This window comes from Guptibacillus hwajinpoensis (assembly GCF_020171785.1).
In the GTDB taxonomy this organism is placed as follows: Bacteria; Bacillota; Bacilli; order Bacillales; family Guptibacillaceae; genus Guptibacillus; species Guptibacillus sedimenti.
This window is the reverse complement of the sequence record NZ_JAIVAE010000004.1, coordinates 60,930-82,909: the sequence shown is the minus strand read 5'-3', so window position 1 is coordinate 82,909 and position 21,980 is coordinate 60,930. Positions and strand designations below refer to the sequence as shown.

Here is a 21,980-nt window from a genome sequence, read left to right as displayed (position 1 = left end):
CTCCTTCTAACGCAGCTTTGACAAACGCTCGGCTGCGCTTAAAATATCGGTTACTCTGACCCCAAAGTTCTCGTCGATCACGACCACTTCACCTTTAGCGATGAGTTTACTATTTATCAAAATATCGACCGGCTCTCCAGCAAGCTTGTCTAGCTCTAAAATCGATCCATGAGAAAGTTCAAGTATGTCTTTTACAATGCGCTTCGTTCGTCCTAGCTCTACCGTCACCTGAAGCGGAATATCTAATAACATATTTAGGTTTCGTTGCTCACTATACGGGTGATCTTCCTGGCTAAAATTCGTGAACTGAACGTTTTGGATATTCGGCTCAGGCTCTTTCACGCGTGAGGCAAAAGTGGCTGGCTCCTTTTCTTCGTTAACCTGTTCAGGCTGTTTTGATTGCTGCAATTCGGCCTCCTGCTCTTTTGGCTTCTGTATCTCTTCCTGCTCTGCTGCTTGAAGATCTTCCGCACTGACGAGCAGTTCGCTCATTTGCTTTGCTACGCTTCCTGGTACCACGTGGTGGACCACAGTGTGAACAATCGAACCGATTGAAATTTCGAAGGTAAGATCGACATAAATCGGCTCTGTGCCTTTTTCGACAAGGACGGAGTTTGCATACTCAGAAACCACCTGAAGATTCGTAAACGATCCTGAAAATGAAGAGCCTGAAGCCATGCTCAGCCCCTTATGGATGCTGTCCATCATGCCTGTCATCACAGCGGTTAAGCTTTTATCCACACTTTCATCGCCTTCATCGCCTTTGGCTACTTGCCAAATATCAGCCATATCCTGAGCATCAGGAGGGTTCACCATCATGATCGTTTCTCCAGCCGCTGCTCCCTCATAGCGAATTGATGCTTCTACATAAGGGAGAGACACTTCTTGCTGAAAACGATCTTCAGGAAGAATCTCCATCGCAACATTCGATACAAACACATCTTGCATAAAAACAGATGAGAGTGTAGTTGTCAGACTGCCGATTGCGACGCTAAACAGCTCGCTCAACGCTTCCTTTTCAACCTGATGAAAAGATACGACGTCTTCCTCCTTCCCTACGGCTGCTTCATGAAATAACGCATTGATTTCTTCTTTTGAAAGGCGATCATCCGTCATGCCCTATTTCCTCCTCTTCCTTCACTTCAGTGATTTGTACAGCCATTCGGCCTTTTGATGTTCCAGGCTGTCCGTGAAATTTCACGCGATTATCAACCTTAACTATGAGCGGATCAGACACCGTTTGGTTTAAGCGAATGACGTCTCCATCTTCTAAATTCAAAAATTCTTCAATAGTTATTTCAGAATGACCAAGCTCTGCCACAATGCCTAAATTGGTTTTTTTCAGTCTCTTCTCAAGTTCCTTGCTTTCATGCGGCTCGCGATCCTTTTTTTGATTGGAAAGCCAGTGATGAGCGGAAAGTCTTGGCATGATCGGTTCAAGAACGACGTGCGGAAGACAAAGGCGAATATTGCCACTGACTTCTCCCACTGTTACACGTAATGTAACGGTTACGACTGTTTCGTTCGGTGATACAATTTGAAGAAAGTGCGGATTCACTTCAAGCTCTTTTAATTCCGTTTTCAGCTTAAGAACGGATGTCCAGGCGTCTTGAAAGCTTTCAAGAATTTTACTGAAAATCCGCTCAATCACCATCGTCTCAATTTCAGTTAAATGAGAGAGCTTATCCGGTTGAACGCCTTGACCTCCAAGCATGCGATCAAGCATCGCATACGCGAGCTCTGGCGCCACTTCAAGCACCATCTGTCCTTGTAATGGGGAAGCAACAAAGAGGCTAAGAATCGAATTTTCTGTGATCGACTTCACAAATTCTTCAAATGGCATCTGATCAACAGAATGAACGGAGGCTTGAATGATCGTCCGAAGCTGAGCGGATGAGTAGGTCGTCATAAGCCGCGCATAATTCTCATGGATACGCGTTAAAATTCGAATATGGTCTTGAGAAAAGCGAAGCGCTCTTTTAAAATCATACGTTTGTACTTTACGTTCTTTCATTGGCTTCTTCTGCCCAGGTTCATCAATAGCAGCAAGAAGCGCATCGACAGTTGCTGGCGATAGCATATCAGACAACATGGTCACCCCCGTTCGTCTATTTTTTCTCTAGTACGTTAATGTTACGGTAAAATTCCGTCACGAGCTGTTTCACTTCATCGATTGACTCCATCACCACATAGCGTTTTCCATTCGTTAATAGAATCATCGTATCCGGCGTTGATTCGATCGTTTCAATATAGATGGCATTTAACATCATCGTTTCTCGATTTAATTTGGTTAACGGTATCATATGAACAGAGCAGGCCGAGGAAACTCCTCAGCCCTTACCCCCTATCGTTTTAAATTGACGATTTCTTGAAGGATTTCATCTGACGTTGTAATTACTCTTGAGTTCGCCTGGAAGCCACGCTGTGCAACAATCATTTCCGTGAATTCTTCGGTTAGATCAACGTTGGACATTTCGAGTTGACCTGCTACGACGCGGGAGCCTTCTGGAAGGCCTTCAGCGGCTACCCCAGATTTTTCTGTTTCAAGAAAGAGGGAATTTCCAACTTTATTAAGACCTGCTGGGTTTGGAACTGTACCAATCCCTAAATTGATAGTTTGCTGAGGATTGCCATTATTATCTGTGTATGTAATCTGTCCAGCTGCATTTATACTAGAAATCTGGCCAATATTTTCAATTGGATTCCCTAGGTTATCTAACACAGAGTATCCTTGAGTTGTTACAAGATTTCCTTCAGGATCTAGCTGAAAAGATCCCGAACGAGCAAGGTATTCAGTGCCACCTTCAGCCTGCACTCTAAAATACCCATCTCCTTGAATGCTAAGATCCGTCTGAACACCTGTCGTCATCGGTGATCCTGGGCTATCGACCATATTAATGGCAGAAACAGATGAACCAAGACCGACTTGCATCGAGTTAACGGAGTTTCCAGCTACGCTTTGACTCAGCATATCTTCAAACAGCACTCTACTTTTCTGGTAACCTACTGTATTCACGTTCGCAATATTATTCCCAATCACGTCTAGCTTCGTTTGAAAGCCTCTCATTCCTGAAACGCCTGAGTACATTGAATTTAACAAGTTGTTTCCCCCTCTAATTGTGTCGCTGCTTCAATCGGTCCACAGCGAATCGGCCTCCTGCTCGGTCCGGCCATTATAAAATAAGTGCTGAATCAATGTTCGTTACGATTTGATTTTCCATGTTGTCTTGCTTCATGGCGGTGATGACTTTGTTGTTTTTAACGCTAACGACAAAAGCGAGATCCTTCATCAGCATGAGCGATTCCTTTGATCCTTTTTCTCGCGCTTTCTCCACTCCGTTATTTAACTGTTGGAGCTGCTGATCTGAAAGCGAAATCCCGTTTTGCTCGAGTCGAACTTGTGCGTGATGACTGAATGAAACTTGAGACTCAATCGTTTGTTTTAGCTGATCTGCAAAAGAACTGCCTTCCTGCTTTTTAACCGATTGAATGGGTTGCTTCGGATAATATGCCTGATTGACTTGAATATTTGCCACGCTATTCCCTCGTTTCGATGCGCTCTAAAAGGGAAACGTCTACTTGTTTACCGTTATCAAGTTCTGCGAGTACAGTGCCTTCTTTGTATAAAACGGCCTGAACTTTTCCAGAGCTAACCTCGTTATTCTCTTGCCACTGAACGCTTTTTCCAATCAAATCCGCATAATCCGTCATAGAGCTTTGTAACTGACGATCAACAAATTTGTTCATCGACGTATTCATGTTTGTCATTTGCTCGAGTGAACTAAATTGCGCCATCTGTCCAATAAATTCAGCGTCCTGCATCGGCTGCATCGGATCTTGATTGGAAAGCTGGGCTACGAGAATTTTTAAAAAATCATCCTTTCCAAGCTGACCTGGCAGCTCGGTCTTTTGCGTTTGAACAGCTTGTGTGGCTGTGACGGAGCTTGTATTCATGTTATCCCTCCTAAATGGCGTAATTAATTCCACCGGACGTGCTTTCGTCTCTTTCGTTTGTTACGAGCGGATTGTCTTCTAATTCATATTCGCCTTTTCTTCCCTGGCGTTGCTTTCCTTGCTGAAACTGCTGGCCCTGTTCTCCCCGTCCATCCTGCATGAAAGATTGTTGGGATCCCTGCGACTGCTGAACTACTTCGACTTTATCAAGCTGAATGCCCTGCTGGACGAGCGTATGACGAAGCTGATGAAGCTGTGATTCGATCAATTCTTTTGCGCCTGCAGTCGCGGTCACGATATGCGCGGTCACTTTTCCATCCGATGTTGTTAATCGAATATCAAGCTGTCCTAAATTTTCTGGAGAAAGCTTAATTCTGATGTTCGTTTCATCACCATTTTTGGAAAGTTGCATGCGTTCCGTGATCATTTCACTTAGTTCCGTGTTCAAGTAACGAGCTTGCACAGGTGCTTCTTTAACGGCTGCTTCATTACTTTGTTTTACTAGCGGGAAGCCATCTGGCTTTTCATCCGTTTGAACATCATCGATCAGTGATGGTTCAGCAGACGGTTGCTCCAAATTCTCTAGTTGTTTAGTTTCCGTTTGATCAACTTGGTACCTTGCTTTTTCCCCTTCTTCCAAGACAGGTCTTTGCTCGCCCTCGACTATAGCTTCTTGCTCTTCTAGCTGAGGGATTTGGTCGACTTTTAGATCAAGAGCTTTTTGTGTGGAAGGTTGTTCAGCTGTCATTGGCTTGATCATCTCGAGTGGCTCGCCTGACTCTTGGACCTTCGCAGCTTCAACTAGCTTCATTGCTTCGAGTTCCTTCTCCCCTAACGGATCATCGAGAACGTTTGTTGCAACTTGCTGCATCTTCAACCATTCTTGCTTCGAAACTCCAGGGACGATTTCTACTCCCTTATGAAAAAAGGCTTTTTCTTGTAACTGCGCACTTGTTTCATTACTTAGAGGAAACTTAGATGCGACAGACTCAAGAGGTGTTTGCTTTCCAACCTGCTCCATGGTCTCTAACTCCTGCTTCGTAAAACCCGTTAAGATGAATCCTTGCTGACGTCCACTTTTCACCTGTATGGTCTCAGCGTGTTCACGAGATTCCTGAATCTTAGGCGAACTGGACGCTTGGCTACCTTGAATGTCTAACGAATGTACTGCATTATTTACCATCAGAAGACTGAGCGGTATTTCAACTTCACTGTATGGAATTTTTCCATCACCTTGCTCCAATTCACTCTCGCCTGCAGTTCCTTGTTCTCTACTCGCTTCTTGCTCATCCACCTTTACTCCTAAAGCATTTAACAAAGTTGAAAAGTTAGTTGAATTGGCTGTTGGCTTAGGCTGCACGATCACGTTTTTTCCAAGTGACTGGATGGCGTTCACTTTTTCACCTCCTCTCAGTTCGTTAGATTAGCGACGTAACTAGATGAAACCGATTCTTCCATTTCTGCGAGTAAAGCCTTCCGCTTGTCATCTCCTAGTTCTTTAAGAATGGAGAGTCCTACTTCTATCTCTTCTTCAGTCTGAGCCATCTTCGAAAGGATACCGGCCGCTTCTTCTTCAGGCATTTCGGATAAGTCTTTTGCAACATCTGATGTAGAGAGCGAACTGTCTTCACGGTCAATCGCATTCATGAGAAGCGTCATTCTTTCTTGCATTGCCGCAATCTCGGGATCGTCTGCTTTTTCAAGATCTCTTAAAGCGATAGTAAGATCCGCCGCAACAGCTGCATTCATTTTACCGAGCACAGCCGCTTGCTCTGCACTTCCCATCGCATCGAGTAAGAGAGCAGCTTCATTTAACGTGAGGTTTTCCATAATGGAAGCTGACTTTGAAGCTGACATGCCTTCATACGTATTTGCTAATTGCTGAAGCTTCTTCTCGCGCTCCTCTTTGTCAGCTAATTCGCTTTTCATTTCTTCCGATAGCGATTCAAGCTCAGACTGCTTCTTCCCTAGTTCAATTTCTTTTTCGTCCAACTGCTTTTTTAATCCAGATATTTCGGTATCCTTCTCATCGATTTCTTTTTTAAGCAGCTCTTCTTCATTTTGATCAGTAGCTTCAGCCGTTAAATTGTTCTCAACATAGGCGATGGGCTTTTTTGTGAGTGAAGTTGCCACTGCGAACAGATCATAGCCAAGAAACGGCAGAACGACGAGCAGTACGGTCGCCATAAAGGCAAGCGGCAAAAGAAAACCGTGAATGATCCGTTCTTTCCATGAACTTTTCTGTCGCTTTCGCATCTCTCTCACTCCTCTTAGCCGTTTCTTGTCAGCATATACGCTCGCACTGTGTTTAAATCGTCCAGTTCGTTTTGTTCAATCATTTTCTGATCATGATAAAACTCTTCTTTTCGCGTTTCTTTAATCGATTGCCACGTTTTTTCTTCTCTTACTTTTGAAGCAAGCGTATCCTGTTGCTCGCTTACCTTGTGTTCGACCTGATTCAGTTGTTGTTGTTTTCGCTCAAGCTGCTTTTCGAGATACGCAATATGCTCTTCTACTTTTAAAAGCTCGAGAATCGGAAGACCCTCTAACTGTCGCTGTTCAAGTCTCTCACGCATCGCATAAATATTTTCTTCAAGTTGGTGCGTTTCGTACTCGAGATCAACCTGTACTTTGAGCGACTCCGCCATCTCGAGCTGAGCCTGAGACTTCTCGTTTTCTTTCACATCCAAAATTCGTTGAAATGGGAATTGAAAAGCTGCGATGGTTAGTCATCCTTTCCAAATCGAGATAGTAGCCATTCCTTACTTTCTTCAAATGAAGCTTGATCATCAATGCCCTGCTTTATATACTTTTCAATCTCTGGATGAATCGAGATTGCTTTATCGATGTTGCTGTTTGTACCAGCTTTATAGGCGCCTATGTTAATTAAATCTTCCGATGACACATAGACAGAAAGGAGCCGCTTAAACTCTTCTGCTGATTTCATATGTGTGGGCGTTACGATTTCTTTCATCACGCGACTGACGCTTTGCGGAACGTTAATAGCTGGATACTGCCCTTTTTGCGCGAGTTTTCGATCCAGAACGATATGCCCATCCAAAATACCTCGTACCGCATCGGCAATTGGCTCATTCATATCATCACCATCAACGAGAACCGTGTAGAAAGCGGTAATCGATCCCGCCTCTGCCGTCCCTGATCGCTCTAATAGTTTTGGCAACAGAGCAAAGACGCTTGGCGTGTAGCCTTTACTCGTAGGCGGTTCGCCAATCGCAAGTCCTACTTCTCGCTGTGCCATCGCAAATCGGGTCACCGAGTCCATCATCAGCATGACGTTTTTTCCTTGATCCCGGAAAAATTCTGCAATTGACGTTGCCGTTAATGCACCCTTAATCCGCTGTAGCGGCGGCTGATCCGATGTTGCTACAACAACAACGGATTTCTTTAAGCCCTCTTCACCAAGATCGCGTTCAATAAAATCTCTTACTTCACGCCCACGCTCACCTATAAGCGCAATCACGTTCACATCGGCTTCTGAGTTTCGTGCAGCCATGCCCATTAACGTACTTTTTCCAACACCACTTCCGGCAAAAATACCGATCCGCTGCCCTTGCCCAACTGTTAGCAGACCATCAATGGCGCGAACGCCAAGTTGAAAAGGCGTCGTAATTCGCGGTCTCGTCATCGGATTAGGCGGCTTTCGATTTGTGGAAACGGCCTTTAATCCGCCTGGCAGATCTGTTTGATCAAGCGGCCTACCGCGTCCATCAAGAATCGTACCTAGTAGCGAATAACCGACCTTCACTTCAAGCGGCTGTCCTGTTGCCACAACAAGGCACCCAGGACCAATCTCCGATAAATCATGCATCGGCATAAGGAGAACACGATTTTCACGAAAGCCAACTACTTCCGCCTCGATTGGCTCCTTTAATGGTGCTGGGTACAAGTAGCAAAGCTCACCGATCTTCACTTCTGGTCCAAGCGATTCAATTGTCAGTCCAATGACCTGTGTTACTTTTCCATATTTCTGAACGGTTTCGATTGCCTGAATTTGTGACAGATAAGGTTCAACGTTCAAGCTCATCGATCGTACGCTCCTCAAACATTGCTAGTAGCTGCTTTTTCATTTCAGAAAGCTGGCTATGAATCGAAATATCATACGATCCACTTGGCGTATGAATAAGTCCAGAGCCGACATCCAAATCATTCATCGGAACGAGTTTAAGACTTGCGTTTACATCTAGCTGTTTTTCTAGCTCGTCCACCATCGGCAAGACGTGTTGGTAGTCTTCTGTCGACACTTGAAAAACGACTTCACCACGATCCTGCACTTTTTTCAGCGTATCCTGAACAATGCCAAGCAGCACTTCAGGATGTTGTTCCAATTCTTTTAAAATAATTTTCTTTGCAATGGCCGTGCTTAGTGAGAGAAGAAACGGCTCAGCGCTTTGAATGAGCTCTTCTTTCTTGTCATAAGCGGCCTTCACCATTTGTTCCATCTCTTTCTTTTGCTGATCGAACTCGAAATGAATTTGCTGCATGCCTGCTTCATATCCTGCCGCATACCCGCTTTCTTCCGCTTCTCGCACAGTTTTTTTCGTCATTTCCTGCCACTCGAGTTCTTTTTCCTGCTGTTTTTTCTCTAAATGATGATGCACATTCGCTTCTTCTTCTCCAAGCTTCGTTCGAATTGTATGATAGAGATCTTCAAGACGAATCATCATTTCAAGAAGTTGAGATTTCTTCTCTTCAATCGTCATTGTCCTCGTTGGAAGAATACGGCTACGTTTTGGTTCTTTAACTGTTCTCTGTTCAAGCACCTTTGGAACGGCTCGCTTTTCGCCAGAGGTTTTTCGGATGACATTAGACAATCAAATCATCTCCTCCACCGCGCGCAATCATCACATCACCTGTTTCTTCAAGGTAGCGGATGACGGAAACGATGCGCGTCTGGGCTTCTTCCACTTCACGAAGTCGAAGCGGCCCCATTAATTCGATTTCTTCTTTTACCGTATCGACCCGTCGATTGGACATATTTCTGAAAATCGTATCCTTCACATCATCACTTGCGACTTTCAGCGCAATGGAGAGATCTTCATCCTTCACTTCGCTAATCACAAGGCGAATGGAGCGATCATCAAGCGTCACGATATCTTCGAACACAAACATCCGCTTCTTAATTTCTTCTGCTAGAGTTGGATCATCTTTTTCAAGTGAACTTAAAATCGTTCGTTCTGTGCTTCGATCAACGCTGCTCAATACCTGAACAATCGCTTCCACTCCACCTGTGAATGTATAGTCTTGAGAGCCTGTTGCGTTAAGCTTTCCTTCAATAATTGTCTCAAGCTGACTAATGACTTCTGGTGATGTGCTATCCATTAGTGCGATGCGGCGTGCAACATCCGCCTGACTTTCTTGCGGGAGCGAGGAAAGAATTTGAGACGATTGCTTTGCATCCAAATAGGAAAGAACAAGCGCAATCGTCTGCGGATGCTCCTGCTGTAAAATATTTAATATTTGATCGGGATCCGCTTTTCGTGCAAACGCAAAAGGTTTTACTTTTAGGTTCGCTTTTAAGCGCGTCAAAATCTCTTCTGCCTTCTTCGGCCCAAGAGCCTGTTCAAGAACATGACGTGCATATTCAATGCCACCGACCGCGATGTAGTCTTTTGCTTTAACCATTTGAATAAACTCGTCTACAACGGCTTCACGCTCATCAGGTTCTACTTTTCGAAGTTCTGAGATCCCAAGCGCCAGCTGATCAATTTCTTTTTCCGATAAATGTTTAAAGGTTTGTACGGATAAGTCTGGTCCTAAAGAAGTAAGAAGGATTGCCGCTTTCTGAGTTCCCGTTAATTCTTCTGTCGTGCTCACCATCCAACCCCTCCTATTCTTCTTTCATCCATAGTCTTAATAGTTTCACAAATTCTTCTGGATCATTTTTTGCAAGACTCTCAATCTCGTCTTTTCCGACAAGTGTCTCTGGCGTCAGATCGACTTCACGCTCTTCACGCGGTAAATAATGGTCTTCGGGAGCGCTGTAAGACTCCTCAAACTCCATAAAGTCATCTTCCTCTTTCCCTCCACGACGTCGGAATAATAGGAAAATTCCTCCTATAACGAGAATCCCTACTCCACCTGCAACGGTATAAAGTACCCAGGCCGGAACGCTATCCATCATCGTTGAAAATATGCCTTCTGTTGGTTCTTCATAGTCGGCCCGTCCCTTAAATTCATTCGCAAATACCGAGATCCGCTCTTCAAGAGCCGCATCATCAAGTGGAACTTCACTTTCACTTAACGACGTACGGACAACATTTTTAAGGACCGTGCGAATATCTTCTATATCAGCTGCAGTTAACGTCGTGATATCATCAGCCACAGGTGGCTCTACACCAACGTTTATCGTAATATCATCAATGAGATAAGGACTTTCTTCGATCTCTTTATGAATGCGGTTCACTTCACGGTTGATGCGGTCTTCTACTTTTTCATAAGAACCGTCACCCTGGGCATCTGGATCATCTGCGTTATAGTTTGGAATTTCGCCTTCATCTGTGCCCGTTCCATCCTGAGCAGCGGCTTGATCGCCAGAGTACGATTCCATGATTTTCTCAACGCTAATATCAATGCCTTCACCTGTTTCTTCATCGACAGGTTCAACAAGATCTTCCGTGCGTTTTTCTTTTGTAAAATCAACGCTAGCCATGACGGAGACTACCACTTTATCTTGACCGAGAATCATGCCAAGCATTTGTTGGAGTTCCTGCTGCATGTCTTTTTCAATGCCGTTACGAATATCTTCTTGCTGCTGGTAAGCGGATAAAGTTGTATCAACACCGCCACTTTCTCCGTAATCAAAAGCAGTTCCGTTCTGGTCCATGATGACAATGTTCTCAACAGGGAGATTCGGAACACTTTTACTTATAAGATGATAAAGGCCTGTTATTTGACCCTGGTCAAGCTGAGCACCAGGATCCCTCGTCAGGACGATCGAAGCAGAAGCTGTCTCACCTGTTTCATCAAGCCAAACACTTTCAGCTGGTAGCGTAATCATCACTTTTGATTCCTGAATACCGCCAATTTGCTCAATTAAATAACTCAATTCATTTTGCATGGCATCTCGTTCTACAACATCGAATTGGCGATCTGTCATTCCCATTCCCATATTTTCACTAAAGATGCTGTAGTTCACGTTACCGCTTTTTGGAATACCTTCAGCCGCTAGACTTACTTTTAAATCAGACGCCTGATCCTTTGGCACACTGATCGTTGTTCCATCAGTTGAAACTTCCACGGGAATCCCTTTCTGCTCGATTGCCCCTTTGATTTCACCAGCTTCGGTAGGCGTTAAATTAGAATAAATCGGTGTTAAATTAGGTTTAGACATCCAAAAAACAAGGAATAGAAGGAGAAGAAGAGTGACGAGAAACGTTCCTCCAATCAGCCATTTCGTTTTTGTGGAATAGCTTCCCCACGTTTCCTGCCAGCGACTTTTAAAGTTCAGTAGTTGTTGGTTCATCTTTTATCCATCCCTGATTGGCTACATTTGCATGCGCATGATTTCCTGGTATGATTCAATAACCTTATTTCTCACTTCTACTGTTAGATTAAGAGAAAGTGAGGCTTTTTGTGCTGCAAGCATGACTCCATGAACATCCTGAACTTCTCCAGTTACGAGCTTATTTGTCATGTCTTCTGATGAGACCTGATTATCATTCACTTGTTTAATCGCATCCTGTAGCATTTGACCAAAATCAGCTGTTGCCTCTCCTGAAGAAACTTGAGACTTTGCCTGAGCCGGAAGCTGCTGAAGTGCACTAATTGTGTTCATATAATCCTCCTATCCTCGACATCTCTACTTCCCAAGCTCGAGCGCTTTCATATACATACTTTTTGTGGCGTTTAACGCCGTTACGTTTGCTTCATATGAACGTGAGGCTGACATAAGATCAACCATTTCCTTCACCATATCGACATTCGGCATCTCTACGTACCCCTCTTCATTCGCATCGGGATGAGCGGGATTATAAACGAGCTTATTTGGCGCATTATCTTCTTGTATGTTCGATACTTTTACTCCAGAAGGCGACTCATTCCCCATTGCAGCTTGAAGCTTGCTTTCAAACGAGTTTTCCTCTAGCTCTACTACTTTTCGCTTGTACGGTTGCCATTCACCATCCACAAGTTCTGAACGCGTTGTTTCGGCATTCGCAATATTGGAGGAAACGACGTCCATTCGGAGGCGGTTTGCTGTTAACGCTGAAGCGCTCGCATTGAATCCATTAAATAAATTCATTTTCATTAGCTCCCTCGAATTGCTGTTTGTAAATCACGGAATTGGCTATTTGTCTTTTCAACCATCGCATTGTACCAAAGCTGGTTTTTTGCGAGTTCTGCCATTTCAACATCCATGTCAACGTTGTTTCCATTCGATTGATTTACCGTACGTTGATCCGTCTTAACAACAGGATTTAATGAATTTTTTTCGTTACTAAATGGGACATGTTTGGGGTTTGATTTGTAGCTCTGCAGGTTCCTCGTAGCTTCCTGCAGATTATCTTGAAATGAAACGGTTTGTCGTTTGTAATTAGGGGTGTCAACATTTGATATATTTGACGTAATGGTTCGCTGTTGAACCATTGACGCATTTAATGCTTGTTCAAGCGGTTTGATCGATTGAAAAACATTCACGAAGCTTTTCACACTCCTTGTATAAATGTGTTTATAGAGGTAAATATTGGTTTTGAATCCAAAAGTATACTCATTCGACATTTTTTTCGATATTGTTAGCATAGCATTGTCAAAAATAATAGTAAATGAGTGTTTTCACCTAAAAAACGACTTTTTTCACTTAAATTTCCCACATCTAAGCGGTATAATAGAGGTATAATTTTCTAAGTACACGTACGATCGTACTACGATGGGAGCGAAAAAATGTTTAAAGGCATGTATACGGCTACGTCCGGCATGATGGCAAGTGAGCGAAAGCAGCAGTTCTTAACGAATAATCTCTCAAATGCTGAAACACCAGGCTTTAAGCAGGATGAAGCAACTTTCCGTTCCTTCCCTGAATACTTAATGAAAGAAAGAAATACGAACACGCCCCCTAACTCTACCATTGGCACCCTCCAAACTGGCGTCTACACGCAGGAAGGCATTCCTAATTTTTCAAGCGGATCTCTTAAAGAAACTCGTAAACAAACAGATTTGGCTCTTATCGATGAGAATCTTCCAATCGAAGCAGAAACTAGTAAAAAAGGACTACTTCTATTTGGTGTTCGTCTTGAAGATAACGCGATTCGCTACACTAGAAATGGAAATTTCTCTGTCGATGAGGAGGGTTTTCTTTCAACAAGTGAGGGTTATCAAGTATTTGGCGAAGATCTTCAGCCCATTCAACTAACGAGCGACTCGTTCACTGTGACAGATAGTGGCACGATTATCGAGGAAAATGGAGATGAACAACAGATGTGGATTGGCTATACTGATGACCCTACTAACCTCACACAGCAAGGCAATGGCGTTTTTGCCTGGGAAGGCGATGAAGCTGATGCGCCAATCAATATTCAAACAACTGATATCACCGAATATGCTGTAAAACAAGGCTACCTTGAAGGCTCGAACGTGGATATGACGACAACGATGACGGATATGCTTAACACGTATCGCTTATATGAAGCAAACCAAAAAGTACTACAAACGTACGATCAAAGCATCGACAAAGCCGTCAATGATGTCGGTCGCGTCTACTAGGAGGATTTCGATTGAATATTCAAATGGCTACCGCATCTTCTTCACTTAGTCAGACACAAAAGAAAATGGATACGATCGCAACTAATATTGCTAATGTAAATACAGCAGGTTATAAAAGTCGAGAAGCGACGTTCCAGAATCTCTTAACCGAAACATATGCAAACCAAACTGGTGAAGCAACAGAGCCCGGAAGAGAAACGCCCGAAAACCTTCGTGTTGGTTTTGGATCAAAAGTTGGTTTAACGACTCTACGAAATGAGCAAGGATCCGCACAGGAAACCGGTCGTGATCTGGATGTGATGCTTGAAGGAGAGAATGTCTATTTTCGCGTTCAAAATGGGGCAGACGTCAATTATACAAGAGACGGATCTTTTGAAATTCAGAATCAGAACGGAGCATTTTCACTTGTAACAAGCCGTGGGAATGCGATTCTTGATACGAACGGCAATGCAATTACGTTTGATCGTAATCCATCCGAAATCAGCATCACTGAAGCCGGAGAACTAGTAGCGACGGATGCGAACGGCAATAACCAAACGTTTCAACTCAGCATCGCTAAAATCGATCGCCCGCAGTCGCTCGTGAACGTCGGGGGAAATGAATTTTCTCTTCAAGAGAATGATGAGCTTGAGCTTGTCGCGCTAGATGGAGACGAATATAAAACAAGACAGGGCTATCTTGAAATGTCGAACGTGGATTTAACGAATGAAACAACGGAGATGATCTCTACCCAGCGACTCCTCCAATTCCAGAGCCAGGCGATTAAAATGGCCGATGAAATGATGGGGCTTGCGAATACGATCAAAAGATAAGTCAACAAACAAAATCCCTCTCACGTGAGAGGGATTTTGTTTATCTAAGAAAGTCTAATAGAGATGGCTGAATGATTTTCGCGCTTGCGGCAAGAGAAGCCTGGTAGACGCTTTCTTCGGTTTTAAGTTTCATGATGGCTTCGGCAAAATCGACATCATCATTTTTAGAAACGAGCGTTTGTAAGGAAAGGTTTTCTTCCTTCAAACGTTGACTCATCCCCTCTACTCTCGACTGTTTTGCGCCTAGGGTAGTCCAGCTGTTTAACACTTGCTCTTTACCAGTTTCAATCTGTTCTAGGGCACTGCTAACACCTTCCTGATCCCCACTCGCTAGTGCGCCTGAAAGCTGATCAAATGTCTTAAACAGGTTCACCTTCCCATCAAACACTTCTCCCGTAACGTTCATTTCAATCGTATTACTAGAAGACATGCGCTGCATCAGTGGCTGGTTGTTATACGTTAGATCGCCATTCGCTGCAATTTGAATCGGTTGATCTGTTTTCTGTCCATTAAAGATGTACTTTCCATCAAACTTTGTATTGGCAATATCCTGAATCTCAGCGCGCAATTGTTCAATTTCTTTCGCAATTGTTTGCTGATCCTCTGGTGAGTTCGTTCCGTTCGACGCCTGTAAGCCTAGCTCATTTGCCCGCTGTAGCGCATTAGAGATACTGTTAAGGGCCTGGTCGGTTGTTTCCATCCACGAAAGAGCATAATCAGTATTACGTTCATACTGCTCGTTATCAGCTAGCTGAGAAGCGAGTTTCAAAGATTTCTGAACACCAATAGGGTCATCAGAAGGCGTATTGATTCTTTTCCCTGTTGAAACCTGTTCATTCGCTTTTTCATAGCGTGAGAGGTTCTGCTGTAGCTGAGAGGTAATGTTTGAGCTAAGCATTTGCTGTGTAATTCTCATATGATGATCTCCTTTCTACTAAACGCCCATGCGATTAATAATGACGTCAAGAAGCTCATCAGTTGTGCTTACATAGCGAGCTGCTGCATTATAAGCATGTTGAAATTGAATGAGGTTTGACATCTCTTCATCAAGCGAGACGCCACTAACTGACATCCGGTTTTGATCAATTGACTTTAAGACGGCCTGGTGACTTTCCACAGATCGTTCCGTAGCCTGGGACTTTGCGCCAATTTTTGAAATAAGCATACCGTAAAAGTCGCTAACACTAGCTTCTGCCTTTACGTTTGAACCTGCCACATCAAACGAAAGTGTTTCGTTTTTTAAATCGCTTATTTTAGTGGCGATATCCCCATTACTCACTGCAAGATTAGTAGAAGAAGCAGCGATCGTAGCTGGATTGGCCTTTACTTCTTGATTCACACTGACTTTTTCAAGAAATGTAGCGCCAGTCCCACTTGTATCAAACATCGCCTTTCCTTGTTGCATCGTACCGTTGGCATCTTTGATTAGTGAAAAACCAGACGTCATCACGTTATTCATACCAGATCCATTAATGAGTTGATTAAACACTTCATTTAAATCACTTTGAAAGTTATTCACTTCGCTTAATGACTGCTTCAGACCTTCAAGTTTCCCTGTATTTTGTGCGTTCAGTCCTGACATTTCATCCATTAAAAGGTCACGTCGGTCTTTTAACTCGTTCGCTTCAGGTTTTAACGCAATTTCTTTGTTTAAGCTATCAATCTGTGAGGAGATGGCATTGATCTGATTATTCACCGCTGTCATTTGGTCATTCAAACTTTCTGATAGACTCGCTAACCCATCATTTAACGTTTTCCCCTGCGATAGCAGTTCGTCTGACCGTTCCACAAGAACTGCACGAGCCGCAAGACTATCTGGGTTTGAAGCAAGATCTTCCCACGCTGAGAAGAAGCGATCGAGGGACGCACTTAGTCCGTTGCCTGGTTCCCTCGTCATTTCTTCGATTTGTTGAAGCGTTTCAAGCTTCGTCGAATCAGCTCCTAATTGACCATTTCGCTCGCGATACTGACTGTCCAGATATTCAGAACGAACACGTTCGATCGATTCAACACTTACACCAGTCCCAAGCTGTGAGGATGAGCTACCAGTTTGATAAGGATACGGTATGGAAGACGTTGCGTGCATATCCACTCGCTGCCTCGAATATCCGGGAGTATTCGCATTTGAGATATTATTACCTGTTGTCGTAAGAGCCGTTTGTTGCGTGTAGAGACTTCTCTTACCGACTTCTAATCCATGAAACGTAGACGTCATTCAAATCCGTTCCTTTCTCAACCTGATCCCTCAGGCTTTCGTATCAAAATATCCTCGCGGTGTTTGCAGTGGCTTCTGGTTGGGCCTGCCGTAAGTGATCGATTGATTTGATGTCGTTAAATGACCAATCATATGATGAATAAAGGCCATCCCATCCCTTAACAACTCTTCGTTTAAGTCATTCATACGCTGAAGTTTCTCCGCTTTTTCTTTTAAATCAGCCGCTCGATTTTCGACCATTCGTTTAACTGGGGGACTTAACAACCCTAAAACGTCTTTAAGCGTTTGGTCTGTTTGACCTGCAAGCTTATGTGTAATCTGCTGCCGCTTCTCTTCACTACTACGAAGTTTTTGAAGAAGCTCCTTTTCTTTGTTCATGACTTCTGTCAATCGCTTTACGTCTCGTTCTACTAACGCTTCTTGTTTTTCTTCAGAAAGAACGATTAACTTCTCATGAAGACGAATCATTTCACCCATAACCTCTAAAAGTTCCTGTCCCATCGTGCCGCCTCCTGTTAAAACCACTGATCAAACAGCTTCTCAGCTGTCTTCTGACTGTCGACACGATACGTACCTTCTTCAATCTGCTTCTTGATGGCCGTTACTTTCGCTTCGCGCTCTTGTTCGGTCTTCATGTCGTATAGTTCTCTCGCTTTGTTTGAAATTTGAAGCTCATCTTCTCGAGGAGCTTTTTTCACCTGCTCTACTTTCGTAACAGGATTATGCTTCTGGTAAGGGTTTACAATTGGTGGTGCTGATGGTTTATTAATATTCATATCCGGTCACCTCTTTCCGATAGTTTAACATACTACTCCTATTCTATTATTCGTACCCGAATTTGAGGATTATACCGTTATTATCGGAAATTTCTTGAAAAAAGTTAACCGCTTACTGAATTTTAAAGTCCGTGACGAGAACACGTTCGACCTTTCCGTCATGCAGCACTTGATTCACTTCGTTTTTGATCGATTCTTCAAACGTTTTAAGACCTTCAGAGCCTTTCAAATCTTCTTTTGTAAGACCGGCTAACGTTGAGATCACGATCGCTTTTAATTCGGGATTACGAACTTCAAGTTCTTTATAGCTTTTCTCATGATCGGCTAGCAAGTTCAGCTGCACAATCGCAAAATGATCGGATGATAAATTTGTTGTGAGTGGTTCCATCGTAAAGCTTCTTGCGGCAAGCTCTTCCGCTGTTGGTTCTTTCTCTTCCTGCGCCACCACTTTTTTTAAATCAATATCGAGAAATAACACAGCTGCGGCAGCCCCAGCCCCGACAATACCAAGAGCTGTTAAGAAGATTATTAGAATTCGTTTCATTCTTTCACCTCTTATTCTAGTTTTCTACGTTGTATGGAAGAATGAGCACTTCAACTCTTCGGTTCTTTGCTCTACCTTCTTCCGTTTTATTTGAATCGATTGGGCGATATTCTCCGTATCCTGTAAAACTAAATAACTTTGGATTAAGCTTCTTGTTATTCAATAACTCTGTCATAAAATTCAGCGCACGTTCAGAACTTAAATGCCAGTTCGAGGGATACTGTGACGTTTTAATCGGGCGATCATCCGTATGACCGGTTACCGTAATCCGACGCGGTGGATCTGTAACGAGAAGATCTGAAATTTGCTTGGCCAGTGGTTTTGCACCCCCTGTTAACACCGCTTTCCCGCTTTGAAAGAGTGCTGCTTCTTTAATCGTAATCAACAGTCCTTCTTCTGTTAGCTTCGTTTTTAAGTAGGAATCAAGATCCTCATCGGCGATATACTCATCAATACGCCCCTGTAATTTTTCAAGCTTATTTTGATCCTGTTCAACCGCTTTTTCTTCCGGATCGTCTGCCTCTTCTTTCTCCGGCTCATCCGTCATACCGACAAAGGAACCATCTTCTGGGTCGAGCATTGCTGGCTCGCCTTCTAAAATCCCAGTTCCTCCACTTAACACTTCCTGAAAAGATTGAGACATCGCTTCATACTTTTTCACATCAACCGTACTTGCCGCAAAAAGAACGATAAAAAGCGCTAGTAGAAGCGTTAACATATCGGCATATGGAATGAGCCAGCTTTCGTCGACGTGATCCTCATGCTCTTCATGTCTCTTCTTACGCATCTGCGCCTACTCCTTCGCCCATCTCTGATTGACTTGATTTCTTTTCATCGTCAAGGTTTCGTTCCTTACTTGGCAAGTAGACGAGAAGCTTGTCTTCTACCATACGAGGCGATGCGCCTGACTGAACTGCCAGTAACCCTTCAAGCATGATCATTTTAATTCGAGCCTCAGCGTTAGATTTACGCTTCAGCTTATTTGCGAACGGATGCCAAAGAACGTAACCTGTGAAAATCCCAAAAAGCGTTGCGATAAACGCCGCCGCAATCGACTTCCCAAGGAGCTCCATATCCCCAAGGTGACTAAGCGCTGCGACAAGCCCAACGACCGCGCCAAGAACGCCGAGCGTCGGGGCATACGTACCAGCCTGAGTAAAGATCCCCGCTCCCATCCTGTGACGTTCTTTCATCGCTTCAATATCTTCGACTAAAATTTCCTCAATCGCTTCATGTGAATGACCATCGATCACCATTTGGAAGCCGCCTTTTAGAAAATCATCATCAATTTCTTCAAGATTATTTTCAAGCGAAAGGAGTCCTTCACGACGAGCAACAGTCGCCCACTCGCGAAACATCGGAATCAGCTCTTTTTCACTAAGAAGCTTCTGATTAGAAAAGATAATTTTTAATAATGTTGGGAATTTCTTAATCTCGTTAAATGGAAATGCAATAAGTAGTGCTGCCGCTGTCCCAACAAAAATAATGACGAGGGCAGCGGGATTTAATAGAGCAGCCGGATTCGCACCCTTGAGAATTAATCCGCCAACTAAGACGAAAAAACCGAGGAGCACACCGAACAGAGATGTTTTTTCCATTGCTTTCACCCTCTTTGTTTAACTTACTTCTTGGCCTGTTCCATCGCTTGCTTCCACGTATTCCGGAACTCTTCAGCTAAGTTCTCGACTTCCTTTAAAATGCTAGCGTCGTTTTGAATATTCGCCGTTACAAGTTGCGAAATCATATACTCATAGAGCGCATCCATCGTTTGGGAGAGATCCACTTCCATATTTAAGGACGAACGCAGTTCATATAGGATGTTTTGCGCTTTAATGATATTCGTGTTCTTCACTTCCATATCGCCTTTTTCCATCGCAATAGAGGACAGACGAATAAATTTGATACAGCCGTTATAAAGCATTAACGTTAATTCCTGAGGCGATGACGTTGCGACTGCATTAGTTTGATACGTTTGGTATGGATTTTTCATAGCCATAAAAATTCCTCCTATTTGCGCTGATCGAAAAAGGCGCCGTCCGAATATGTGGCTGTCTTAGACTTATAATTATTCGATGCTGCTTTTCCTTGCTGGAAACGTCTCATTTGATCCGAAAAAGCTGAATAAAGCTCCGACAGCTTCGGTTGAATCATCTCTTCAAGAGCGCTTAGCTGTTGTAATAGTCCTTGCTCATCTTCCGTCCAATCTTTGCCTTCTGTCTCCATCGCTTCGTCTAATAGTTTAATTGTTTCCTCACGACGTGTGATCATATAATTAATACCGTCAAGCTTTTCTGTCCCATCTTCATTCATGGATGGCTTGATTTCACCAAGTGATTTTGCGATTTGGTTTGTCACCACATGCAGTTGATTTAACGCATCAATTCTTCTCATTTTACATCCCACCAAGTAAGTTTTGTTGTACCCAAGCACTTTGCTGATTGAGCTGACTCATCGCCGTTTCAAGTGCAGAGAACTGTTTCCAATATCGATCTTCAATCGTCACGAGCTTATCTTCCCAGTTTTCCATTTGTTCATCTAAATCTTTTAATCTCGTAGAAAGAAAGCTACTATCAACAAGCGTTCCAGGCGTCCCTGCTTTTTTTCCTAGCTGGTCAATCCCTTTGTTAACGGAGTCATACAGCCGATCGCCAATGCCTTCTGTGCCGCTCGTAAACAGATTCATCACCTGATCTGGCTTTTGTTCTAAGGCACTCTTTAATTTGGCTTCATCGATAAAAAGCTTGCCTCCATCCTGATAAGAACCGGTGTTGATCCCAACTTGCGAAAGCATACTAAGCTCTCCTGCAGGGATTCCGCTAACCGGTGACATCCAGGCATTGCGGAGATCACTCACAATCCCACGAACCGTCGCATCACTTTGCAGCATCCCGCTTTTCGCTTTCTCTTCCCAAAGTTCAATCTCTTTTTCGGTAAGATCTTCTCTTTGCGCATCTGTGAGCGGAGGGAAATCGCGGTTTCGCTTTTCAGTCAGCATCCCCTGTGCTTTCTCAATGAACTCGTTGTATTTCTCAACAAAATTTTTAATCATGTCAAAAGGAGCCTGAACATCACTTTGGACCGAAACGGTGGAAGTCCCTTTTTGAATTAAATCAAGCTTTAGGTTATTAATCGTCGTAGTGTTTGTTTTGAGGTTATCGACAACAATCCCATCAAACGTCACTGAACCATATTTCCCCTGTGCAGTATTCGCGGCGCCACCGAGAATACGACTTTCTACTGTTGGTTCAGTAAACCCAAGCGTGAATGACTCATCCCCGCCCATCGCTTTCGATGAAATGAAAAAGCGAGAGGTTGTGTCATCGAAGCTTGCTCGTAAGCCAAGTGATTCACCTGTTGTACCATCAGTCGCACCGGCGATTTTTTCGGCGAGACTTTTGAAGGTATCTGATGCGGTGATCGTAATGGAAGCTGCTTGTCCTTTGCTATTTGTAAGCTGAAGCGTCGTATCCGCTTCACCTGTTTGAAGTACTTTATCTGTTCCCTTCGCCGCACTGCCCGCTTCATTTTGAATCGCTTGTCCTGATGTGAACTTGGCGCTTTGGGCGAGTTCGTTAACGGTAACCGAATAAGAACCTGGAACAGAAGCAGATGTCGTTTTCGCAGTAACAGCACCTGTGTTAGATGAAACGGTTTTAAAAGCATTGTAACCAGACTGCAACCGCATCGATGAGGCCGTGCTTCGCATATCCGACATCATCGTATTCAACTCACGATACGATTCCTTTTGCCACTCCATCGTTTGTTTCTTCTGAGATAATTTATCGAGCGGAATTCGCTCCGCCATCATGAGATCTTTTACCATCTGATCTGTATCCATCCCCGTCGCTAACCCGGAAATTCTCATGAACATCTCCTCCGTTCATACCTTCTATTGATACTATCGGCAGGGGGAGGGAATTGTTTAAGGTGTAAAAAGACCTAAAAAAGAACCCTCCATCGAG

Annotated in this window: 28 protein-coding genes; 2 read left to right on the top strand and 26 right to left on the bottom strand. The window is 43.6% G+C overall.

The window, feature by feature from the left end; genetic code table 11:
- Positions 1 to 6: 6 nt before the first annotated feature.
- The 16 genes from fliY to flgB form a co-directional block, all read right to left on the bottom strand.
- Complete coding sequence (gene fliY / locus LCL91_RS07635; RefSeq protein WP_224881417.1) at positions 7 to 1,116, bottom strand: flagellar motor switch phosphatase FliY; 1,110 nt, start codon at positions 1,114 to 1,116, stop codon at positions 7 to 9.
- Positions 1,106 to 2,089 carry a flagellar motor switch protein FliM gene (fliM, locus tag LCL91_RS07630; protein WP_224881414.1) on the bottom strand — a complete coding sequence of 328 codons (984 nt, stop codon included), beginning with the start codon at positions 2,087 to 2,089 and terminating at the stop codon, positions 1,106 to 1,108. The genes fliY and fliM overlap by 11 nt, the downstream gene beginning before the upstream one ends.
- A gap of 19 nt (positions 2,090 to 2,108) precedes the next feature.
- Entirely contained in the window at positions 2,109 to 2,303 is a 195-nt protein-coding gene (locus LCL91_RS07625) for a flagellar FlbD family protein (protein ID WP_098445462.1), read from the bottom strand.
- Positions 2,304 to 2,344: 41 nt separating this feature from the next.
- The gene (locus LCL91_RS07620) at positions 2,345 to 3,100 is read right to left on the bottom strand and encodes a flagellar hook-basal body complex protein (RefSeq protein ID WP_224881412.1); all 756 of its coding nucleotides are present in this window, start codon (positions 3,098 to 3,100) and stop codon (positions 2,345 to 2,347) included.
- A 73-nt stretch (positions 3,101 to 3,173) separates the two neighbouring features.
- A complete protein-coding gene (locus LCL91_RS07615) occupies positions 3,174 to 3,536 on the bottom strand; it encodes a TIGR02530 family flagellar biosynthesis protein (protein ID WP_224881410.1) in 363 nt (120 codons plus the stop codon).
- A gap of 1 nt (position 3,537) precedes the next feature.
- On the bottom strand, positions 3,538 to 3,954 hold the full coding sequence (gene flgD, locus LCL91_RS07610; RefSeq protein ID WP_224881408.1) for a flagellar hook assembly protein FlgD: 417 nt from the start codon (positions 3,952 to 3,954) through the stop codon (positions 3,538 to 3,540).
- Between the two features lie 10 nt (positions 3,955 to 3,964).
- The gene (locus tag LCL91_RS22220; RefSeq protein WP_224881405.1) at positions 3,965 to 5,350 is read right to left on the bottom strand and encodes a flagellar hook-length control protein FliK; all 1,386 of its coding nucleotides are present in this window, start codon (positions 5,348 to 5,350) and stop codon (positions 3,965 to 3,967) included.
- A 14-nt stretch (positions 5,351 to 5,364) separates the two neighbouring features.
- Positions 5,365 to 6,210 (bottom strand): hypothetical protein, encoded by an 846-nt coding sequence (locus LCL91_RS07600; RefSeq protein WP_224881403.1) that lies wholly within the window; start codon positions 6,208 to 6,210, stop codon positions 5,365 to 5,367.
- 14 nt (positions 6,211 to 6,224) lie between these two features.
- On the bottom strand, positions 6,225 to 6,638 hold the full coding sequence (locus LCL91_RS07595; RefSeq protein ID WP_224881401.1) for a flagellar export protein FliJ: 414 nt from the start codon (positions 6,636 to 6,638) through the stop codon (positions 6,225 to 6,227).
- Positions 6,639 to 6,679: 41 nt separating this feature from the next.
- On the bottom strand, positions 6,680 to 7,999 hold the full coding sequence (gene fliI / locus LCL91_RS07590) for a flagellar protein export ATPase FliI (protein ID WP_224881399.1): 1,320 nt from the start codon (positions 7,997 to 7,999) through the stop codon (positions 6,680 to 6,682).
- Positions 7,983 to 8,786, bottom strand: a complete 804-nt coding sequence (locus LCL91_RS07585) for a FliH/SctL family protein (protein ID WP_224881397.1) — start codon at positions 8,784 to 8,786, stop codon at positions 7,983 to 7,985. Before LCL91_RS07585 ends, fliI begins: the two co-directional genes overlap by 17 nt.
- Positions 8,779 to 9,792, bottom strand: coding sequence for a flagellar motor switch protein FliG (gene fliG / locus LCL91_RS07580; protein ID WP_224881395.1), 1,014 nt, complete (start codon positions 9,790 to 9,792; stop codon positions 8,779 to 8,781). Before fliG ends, LCL91_RS07585 begins: the two co-directional genes overlap by 8 nt.
- A gap of 10 nt (positions 9,793 to 9,802) precedes the next feature.
- The gene (gene fliF, locus LCL91_RS07575) at positions 9,803 to 11,437 is read right to left on the bottom strand and encodes a flagellar basal-body MS-ring/collar protein FliF (protein ID WP_224881393.1); all 1,635 of its coding nucleotides are present in this window, start codon (positions 11,435 to 11,437) and stop codon (positions 9,803 to 9,805) included.
- A 21-nt stretch (positions 11,438 to 11,458) separates the two neighbouring features.
- On the bottom strand, positions 11,459 to 11,749 hold the full coding sequence (fliE, locus tag LCL91_RS07570; protein ID WP_224881391.1) for a flagellar hook-basal body complex protein FliE: 291 nt from the start codon (positions 11,747 to 11,749) through the stop codon (positions 11,459 to 11,461).
- Between the two features lie 24 nt (positions 11,750 to 11,773).
- Positions 11,774 to 12,214 carry a flagellar basal body rod protein FlgC gene (gene flgC / locus LCL91_RS07565; protein WP_224881389.1) on the bottom strand — a complete coding sequence of 147 codons (441 nt, stop codon included), beginning with the start codon at positions 12,212 to 12,214 and terminating at the stop codon, positions 11,774 to 11,776.
- Positions 12,215 to 12,219: 5 nt separating this feature from the next.
- A complete protein-coding gene (gene flgB, locus LCL91_RS07560) occupies positions 12,220 to 12,609 on the bottom strand; it encodes a flagellar basal body rod protein FlgB (RefSeq protein ID WP_224881387.1) in 390 nt (129 codons plus the stop codon).
- Between the two features lie 243 nt (positions 12,610 to 12,852).
- Between flgB and LCL91_RS07555 the strand changes: the two genes are divergently transcribed.
- Together LCL91_RS07555 and LCL91_RS07550 are read left to right on the top strand one after the other, a co-directional pair.
- Entirely contained in the window at positions 12,853 to 13,671 is an 819-nt protein-coding gene (locus LCL91_RS07555) for a flagellar hook-basal body protein (protein WP_224881386.1), read from the top strand.
- A gap of 11 nt (positions 13,672 to 13,682) precedes the next feature.
- Positions 13,683 to 14,483 (top strand): flagellar hook-basal body protein, encoded by an 801-nt coding sequence (locus tag LCL91_RS07550; protein WP_224881385.1) that lies wholly within the window; start codon positions 13,683 to 13,685, stop codon positions 14,481 to 14,483.
- Positions 14,484 to 14,523: 40 nt separating this feature from the next.
- Here LCL91_RS07550 and flgL read toward each other — a convergent pair whose 3' ends face one another.
- The 10 genes from flgL to fliD all read right to left on the bottom strand — a co-directional run bounded on the left by flgL (position 14,524) and on the right by fliD (position 21,883).
- Positions 14,524 to 15,399: a flagellar hook-associated protein FlgL gene (gene flgL, locus LCL91_RS07545; RefSeq protein WP_224881384.1), complete on the bottom strand. Its 876-nt coding sequence runs from the start codon at positions 15,397 to 15,399 to the stop codon at positions 14,524 to 14,526.
- 18 nt (positions 15,400 to 15,417) lie between these two features.
- Positions 15,418 to 16,698: a flagellar hook-associated protein FlgK gene (gene flgK, locus LCL91_RS07540; protein WP_224881383.1), complete on the bottom strand. Its 1,281-nt coding sequence runs from the start codon at positions 16,696 to 16,698 to the stop codon at positions 15,418 to 15,420.
- A 30-nt stretch (positions 16,699 to 16,728) separates the two neighbouring features.
- Positions 16,729 to 17,199 (bottom strand): flagellar protein FlgN, encoded by a 471-nt coding sequence (locus tag LCL91_RS07535; RefSeq protein WP_224881382.1) that lies wholly within the window; start codon positions 17,197 to 17,199, stop codon positions 16,729 to 16,731.
- A gap of 14 nt (positions 17,200 to 17,213) precedes the next feature.
- Complete coding sequence (flgM, locus tag LCL91_RS07530; RefSeq protein ID WP_224881381.1) at positions 17,214 to 17,474, bottom strand: flagellar biosynthesis anti-sigma factor FlgM; 261 nt, start codon at positions 17,472 to 17,474, stop codon at positions 17,214 to 17,216.
- A 112-nt stretch (positions 17,475 to 17,586) separates the two neighbouring features.
- Positions 17,587 to 18,018 (bottom strand): flagellar basal body-associated FliL family protein, encoded by a 432-nt coding sequence (locus LCL91_RS07525; RefSeq protein WP_224881380.1) that lies wholly within the window; start codon positions 18,016 to 18,018, stop codon positions 17,587 to 17,589.
- Between the two features lie 16 nt (positions 18,019 to 18,034).
- Entirely contained in the window at positions 18,035 to 18,805 is a 771-nt protein-coding gene (motB, locus tag LCL91_RS07520; RefSeq protein ID WP_224881377.1) for a flagellar motor protein MotB, read from the bottom strand.
- On the bottom strand, positions 18,798 to 19,616 hold the full coding sequence (gene motA, locus LCL91_RS07515) for a flagellar motor stator protein MotA (protein ID WP_224881375.1): 819 nt from the start codon (positions 19,614 to 19,616) through the stop codon (positions 18,798 to 18,800). Before motA ends, motB begins: the two co-directional genes overlap by 8 nt.
- Positions 19,617 to 19,639: 23 nt before the next feature.
- Positions 19,640 to 20,014, bottom strand: coding sequence for a flagellar export chaperone FliS (gene fliS, locus LCL91_RS07510; protein WP_224881373.1), 375 nt, complete (start codon positions 20,012 to 20,014; stop codon positions 19,640 to 19,642).
- A gap of 11 nt (positions 20,015 to 20,025) precedes the next feature.
- Complete coding sequence (locus LCL91_RS07505) at positions 20,026 to 20,409, bottom strand: hypothetical protein (protein ID WP_224881371.1); 384 nt, start codon at positions 20,407 to 20,409, stop codon at positions 20,026 to 20,028.
- A gap of 1 nt (position 20,410) precedes the next feature.
- Positions 20,411 to 21,883 (bottom strand): flagellar filament capping protein FliD, encoded by a 1,473-nt coding sequence (gene fliD, locus LCL91_RS07500; protein ID WP_224881369.1) that lies wholly within the window; start codon positions 21,881 to 21,883, stop codon positions 20,411 to 20,413.
- Positions 21,884 to 21,980: the final 97 nt, after the last annotated feature.